This is a genomic window from Clostridium tertium (genome assembly GCF_017873245.1).
GTDB classification, from domain to species: Bacteria; Bacillota; Clostridia; order Clostridiales; family Clostridiaceae; genus Clostridium; species Clostridium tertium.
In genome coordinates, this window is record NZ_JAGGJY010000010.1 from 130,483 (window position 1) to 137,355 (window position 6,873).

Genomic DNA, 6,873 nt, shown 5'->3' on the forward strand with positions numbered 1-6,873 from the left:
GGAAAATGGGGAGTACAAGATATATAGCTTCTATGGGGGAGTTAAGTAGAAAAGACAATTCACTTTGCTTTAGAAAAAATGGGAAAAATGTGTATATTCCAGTAGAAGATACAAAAGAAATATATTGCTTAAATGAAGTAACAATAAATTCGAAGCTGTTAGATTTTTTATCATCTAACAATATTATATTACATTTCTTTAATTATAATGGAGGATATAGTGGAACATTTTATCCAAGAAATAAATATAATAGTGGAAGACTTTTAGTAAAGCAAGTTCAGGCATTTACTGATAATAGACTTACAATTGCAAAATCAATAGTTAAAGGTATTGGAATAAATATTTATGAAGTTCTTTATCATTACTATAAACATAATAAAAAAGAAGTTAAGGTAACAATAGATTGGATAAAAAAAGAGTTCTTAAATAGAGTAGATGTTTCTGATAATATAAAGGAGCTGATGTCTATTGAAGGAGAAGTATGGCAAAGATTTTATGCTGATTTTAAATATATATTACCAGAAGATTTTATTATGAGTAAAAGGGTAAAAAGACCACCAGATAATCCAATAAATGCATTAATATCTTTTGGGAATACGTTATTATATACTAAAACTATATCATCCATATATAGAACTCATTTAGATCAAAGAATTAGTTTTTTGCATGAACCTTCAGAAGGAAGATTTTCTTTAAGTTTAGATATAAGTGAAGTGTTTAAGCCTGTTATAGTTTATAAAACTATTTTTGATTTAGTAAATAATAAAATATTAAAAGTAGAAAAGCATTTTGAAAAAAAGGTTAATTATTGTTTATTAAATGAAGAAGGTAGAAATATTTTTATAACTGCATTTCAAGAAAGATTAGAATCTGTATTTCAGCATCCAAAACTTAAAAGAAAGGTATCTTACCAAACAGCTATAAAATTAGATTGCTATAAATTAATAAAGTATATTATGGAGGGAAAAGAATTTATCCCCTTTAGTTTAAAGGATGGTATGTAGAATGGGTAAAAATATCAACTATAACTATGCTTTTTTATTTTATGATATAAAAGAAGAGAGAGTTCAAAAAGTTTTTAAAGTATGTAAAAAATATCTATCACATTTTCAAAAATCAGTATTTAGAGGAGAAATAACACCATCAAAACTTATATTATTAAAGAAAGATTTAAATAATGTTATCGATAAAACAGAAGATTTCATTTGCATAGTAAAACTTATTAATGGAGACGTATTTGGAGAAGAAATACTAGGAGTTCAAAGTAATAATACCGGTGAAGATTTAATAATATAATTTACCAGGATGTATTTCTATTAAAATCTTTATAAGCGTTGAAAATACAGGCTTTCATAGGTTTTTAAAATAAGTTTGTATTTTTTTACATTAGCTTGGTAAATTATTGATAGAAGTAAGAGGAAATAAGGTTTTCAAGAAATTTTATTAAATAGAAAAGTCACATTTTCGAAGGGATTAACATTAACATGAGATGTATTTAAATACGGTTTGATTAATACTATTAAAAGGAAAATCTTGAGATTAACATTAACATGAGATGTATTTAAATAATCTTTTATATCATCATGTAAAGAAACAGAAAAAGATTAACATTAACATGAGATGTATTTAAATTATAAATAACCTTCAATGCTCTTTAATAGTTCTTGATTAACATTAACATGAGATGTATTTAAATACAAGTATGTTGCCCTAAGTGTGGAAGTTCTCAATGATTAACATTAACATGAGATGTATTTAAATGTAATAAAGAAATAAATAATGTAATCAAGGATGAAGATTAACATTAACATGAGATGTATTTAAATTAAGGTACTTTCTATGACTTTAACATTTTGCTTAATGATTAACATTAACATGAGATGTATTTAAATGCTAATGTCGCTAAATCATCTAAAGGAGTGTCACTAGATTAACATTAACATGAGATGTATTTAAATAATAGTCCCACTTCTCCTTTCATAATCTGCAATAAAGATTAACATTAACATGAGATGTATTTAAATTTGCCCCTCTTAAATGAGGGGTATTAATAAGTAAATGATTAACATTAACATGAGATGTATTTAAATAAATACATCTGTATTAACAAGGATAGTTGGTAATAAGATCAACATTAATTAAATTTGTAGTTACTATACAGAATATCAATAGCAACTACAATTAAATTAGGGCTATATATTTGAATTGATAAATATAAAAATACAAGTGTATAACGAAACGTGATAGCCTTAAAATTATAAATAAATTACATTATTTTCCAGGTAATATTTTTATAATTATTAGAAAAATATTTAAAATAATTAAAAATTTATTGTAATCGAACCCAATAGATTGACAAGAATGCTAAATAGTTTTATAATTAGTTAGAAGTCTAACAAAAGCGTGGGTGTAATTAATGAGTGAAATAAAACACATTGGAAGAAAAATTAATATACTGTCTCATAAAATTAAGAGAAGAATAGGTAAAGTATCATTAGAATATGGGATAAGCAGTATGCAAGCAAAAATTCTAGGGTATATATTTCATCAAGCACCTAAGAGAGACATATTTCAAAAAACAATTGAAGAAGAATTTGACATTAGACGTTCTTCTGTTACAAGCGTACTTTCTTTAATGGAAAAGAATGGCTTAATTGAAAGGGTTAGTGTCTGTGAAGATGCTAGACTTAAAAAGATTATCTTAACTGATAAGGGAATTGAAGTTCATAAATCTGTATATAAAGAAATCGAAATTGTAGAATCTATAATTTATGATTCTTTAAGTAAAGAAGAACTTGAATTGTTTAGTGAAATATTAGAAAGATTAAGTAAGAAGATTGCAGATTAATGCAATTTTTTTTACTTAATTAGTTAGAAGCCTAACAAATTAAGTGTTTAAACAAAATTGTTTATAAATGTTTAAGAAATACATATTATATTTTGTTGTTATGGTTGGAAAACTAATAAAAATAGAGTGATTTTTTAATTCTAAAGTTAGAAGTCTAACAAAAGGAGGAATAGTATGATTAAAAAATTAGCTAGTTATATTAGGGAGTATAAAAAAGATTCAATTTTAACTCCTGTTTTTATTGCTTTTGAAGTAATACTTGAAGTAATTATACCTGTATTAATGGCTATGATTATTGATAATGGGGTAGAGAAAGGGAATATGAAGTATGTAACTATACTTGGAGTAATCATGTTAGTTATGGCATTTATATCTCTAACATTTGGGGCTTTAGCAGGTAAAAGTGGTGCTAAGGCATCTACAGGATTTGCTAAAAATTTAAGAAAAGGAATGTTTTATAAAATACAAGATTATTCTTTTTCAAATATAGATAAGTACTCAACAGCAGGACTTGTAACAAGATTGACTACAGATGTAACAAATGTTCAAAATGCATATTTAATGATTATTAGAACATTAGTAAGAGCACCATTTATGCTTATAGCGGCTATGGTAATGAGTTTTTATATTAATTCTAAGATGTCTTTAATATTCTTAGGTGCAATTATATTTCTTGGTGTTTCTTTATATTTTGTAATTTCAAATGCTCATCCTATTTTTAAGAAGGTATTTAGAAAATATGATGATTTAAATGCTAGTGTACAAGAAAATTTAACAGGTGTTCGTGTAGTAAAAGCTTATGTAAGAGAAGATCATGAAATTAGTAAGTTCCATAAGGCTTCACAAAACTTATATAACATGTTTATGAAGGCAGAAAAAATAATAATTTTAAATGCACCTATAATGCAATTTACTATGTACACAATTATCTTATTATTCTCTTGGTTTGGTGCAAAGATGATAGTATCAAATAGCATGACAACTGGAGAACTTATGAGTTTATTCACATATGCTGGTAATATTTTAATGAGTCTTATGATGATGTCAATGGTATTTGTTATGGTAACAATGGCAAAATCATCAGCAGAAAGAATTGTTGAAGTATTAGAAGAAGAAAGTGATTTGAAAAATCCTGAAAATCCTATATACGAAGTTAAAGATGGTTCTATAGATTTTAATAATGTTAACTTTAGTTATAGTAAAAAAGAAGATAATTTAAATTTAGAAAATATAAACTTAAATATAAACTCAGGAGAAACTGTTGGAATTATAGGTGGAACAGGAAGTGCAAAATCAACATTTGTACAACTTATTCCAAGACTTTATGATGTAACAAGTGGTTCATTAAAGATTGGTGGAGTAGATGTTAGAGATTATGATATTGAAACATTAAGAAATGAAGTTTCTATGGTTCTTCAAAAGAATGTACTTTTCTCAGGAACTATAAAAGAAAACCTAAGATGGGGTAATAAAAATGCAACTGATGAAGAAATTATAGAAGCATGTAATGCAGCACAAGCTAGTGAGTTTATAGAAAACTTCCCTGATAAATATGATACTTATATAGAACAAGGTGGTACAAATGTATCAGGTGGACAAAAGCAAAGATTATGTATTGCAAGAGCATTGCTTAAAAAACCAAAAATATTAATTTTAGATGATTCAACAAGTGCAGTAGATACAAAAACAGATGCATTAATTAGAAAATCATTTAAAGAATCAATTCCAGATACTACAAAGATAATTATTGCTCAACGTATTTCTTCAGTTGAGGATGCAGATAAGATAATAGTATTAAATGATGGTAAAATTGATGGAATTGGAACTCATGAAGAATTATTAAAAACAAATGAAATATACAAAGAAGTATATGAATGTCAAGTGAAAGGAGCTGGTGAAGATGAAGCCAAATAATGGACAAAGAGTAAAAGGCCATGGCCCAGGAGCACCAGGAAAAATGCCAGTTGGAAGAAAAAGCAAAAATCCAATGAAGACATTAAAAAGACTTTTAGGCTATGTATTTAAGGAATATAAATTTCAATTTTTATTTGTTGTAATTTGTATATTAATTAGTTCACTTGCAACGGTTGCAAGTACATTATTCCTTAAAACTTTAATAGATGATTATATAACACCATTTTTAGGTCAATCAAATCCTAACTTTGGACCTTTATTAAAAACAATTGGAATGATGGCTATAATATATTATATAGGAACATTTTCAACTTATTTATATAATAGAATTATGATAGTTGTTGCTCAAGGAAGTCTTAAAAAAATAAGAGATGATATGTTTGAGCATATGGAAGGTTTACCAATAAAGTATTTTGATACTCACTCTCATGGAGAAATAATGAGTTTATATACTAATGATACAGATACTTTAAGACAAATGATAAGTCAAAGCTTACCCCAATTAGTATCATCTGTAATAACAGTAGTTAGTGTATTTATATCAATGATAGTTTTAAGTCTACCTCTTACTTTAGTAGCTGTAGTAATGATATTTGTAATGTTTAGAGTTATAAAAGTAATTGGTGGGAAAAGTTCACTTTACTTTGGAAAGCAACAAAAAGATTTAGGAAAAGTTAATGGATTTATCGAAGAAATGATGGAAGGACAAAAAGTTGTTAAGGTATTTTGTCATGAAGATGAGTCAAAAATTGATTTTGATAAATTAAATGATGATTTATGTGATAGTGCTTATAAAGCTAATACATTTGCAAATATCTTAATGCCTATTATGGGTAATTTAGGTTATATAAATTATGTTCTAACAGCAATTGTTGGTGGTATTTTAGCTATAGGAAGTATTGGTGGATTTACATTAGGTGCACTTGCATCATTCTTACAACTTACAAGAAATTTAAATCAACCAATATCACAAATGTCACAACAATTTAATGCAGTTATTATGGCGCTTGCAGGAGCAGAAAGAATCTTTGAACTTTTAGATGAAAAACATGAAACTGATGATGGATATGTAACATTAGTTAATGCTAAAGTAAAAGATAATGGAGAATTAGAAGAAGTAAAAGAACGTACTGGTATATGGGCATGGAAACATCCTCATAGTGATGGTACAATAACTTACACAAGAATGCTTGGAGATATGGTATTTGATGATGTAGACTTTGGATATGATGATAAGAAGATAATTCTTCATAATATAAAATTATTTGCAAAACCAGGTCAAAAAGTTGCTTTCGTTGGAGCTACTGGTGCAGGTAAAACAACAATAACTAATTTAATTAATAGATTCTATGATATACAAGATGGTAAAATCAGATATGATGGAATTAACATTAATAAAATTAAAAAAGATGATTTAAGAAGATCACTAGGAATAGTTCTTCAAGATACTCATTTATTTACAGGAACAATTGCAGACAACATTAAATATGGTAAACTAGATGCAACTGACGAAGAAGTAATTGCAGCTGCAAAACTAGCAAATGCAGATACATTTATTAAGCATTTACCACAAGGATATGACACAATGATAACAGGTGATGGAGCTAATTTATCACAAGGACAAAGACAATTATTAGCAATTGCTAGAGCTGCCATTGCAGATCCTCCAGTATTAATATTAGATGAAGCTACTTCAAGTATAGATACAAGAACTGAAGCAATAGTTCAAGAAGGTATGGATAAACTTATGCATGGTAGAACAGTATTTGTTATTGCTCATAGACTTTCTACAGTTAAGAACTCAGATGTAATTATGGTTCTAGAACAAGGTAGAATAATAGAACGTGGAAATCACGATGATTTAATTGAGCAAAAAGGAAAGTACTACCAACTTTATACAGGAGCTTTTGAACTACAATAGATTTAAAATCTCAAGTATTTATTTACTTGGGATTTTTTGTTATATCTTTTAATTGATTATAAAGATATAAATGATACTGATGTATAAGTTATGGTATTAATGTTATTTTTATTTTGATAATCTATAGATGCTGGTTTATTATATTATCTTGAGTTTTTTTTGGTTTTTCTTGTTTTTTTTTTATGGTTTT

Annotated in this window: 5 protein-coding genes and 1 CRISPR repeat array; all 5 genes read left to right on the top strand. The window is 26.7% G+C overall.

The window, feature by feature from the left end:
• The first annotated feature begins 5 nt into the window (after positions 1-5).
• The 5 genes from cas1b to J2Z25_RS12275 all read left to right on the top strand — a co-directional run bounded on the left by cas1b (position 6) and on the right by J2Z25_RS12275 (position 6,683).
• Positions 6-1,004, top strand: a complete 999-nt coding sequence (cas1b, locus tag J2Z25_RS12255) for a type I-B CRISPR-associated endonuclease Cas1b (RefSeq protein ID WP_209740794.1) — start codon at positions 6-8, stop codon at positions 1,002-1,004.
• A gap of 1 nt (position 1,005) precedes the next feature.
• Positions 1,006-1,296, top strand: a complete 291-nt coding sequence (gene cas2, locus J2Z25_RS12260; RefSeq protein ID WP_209740795.1) for a CRISPR-associated endonuclease Cas2 — start codon at positions 1,006-1,008, stop codon at positions 1,294-1,296.
• A gap of 175 nt (positions 1,297-1,471) precedes the next feature.
• Positions 1,472-2,090: a CRISPR direct-repeat array (repeat unit 30 nt; unit sequence GATTAACATTAACATGAGATGTATTTAAAT).
• 326 nt (positions 2,091-2,416) lie between these two features.
• Positions 2,417-2,848 (top strand): MarR family winged helix-turn-helix transcriptional regulator, encoded by a 432-nt coding sequence (locus tag J2Z25_RS12265; RefSeq protein WP_008679007.1) that lies wholly within the window; start codon positions 2,417-2,419, stop codon positions 2,846-2,848.
• Between the two features lie 174 nt (positions 2,849-3,022).
• Positions 3,023-4,762 (top strand): ABC transporter ATP-binding protein, encoded by a 1,740-nt coding sequence (locus J2Z25_RS12270; protein ID WP_209740796.1) that lies wholly within the window; start codon positions 3,023-3,025, stop codon positions 4,760-4,762.
• Positions 4,749-6,683, top strand: a complete 1,935-nt coding sequence (locus J2Z25_RS12275) for an ABC transporter ATP-binding protein (RefSeq protein ID WP_209740797.1) — start codon at positions 4,749-4,751, stop codon at positions 6,681-6,683. Before J2Z25_RS12270 ends, J2Z25_RS12275 begins: the two co-directional genes overlap by 14 nt.
• Positions 6,684-6,873: the final 190 nt, after the last annotated feature.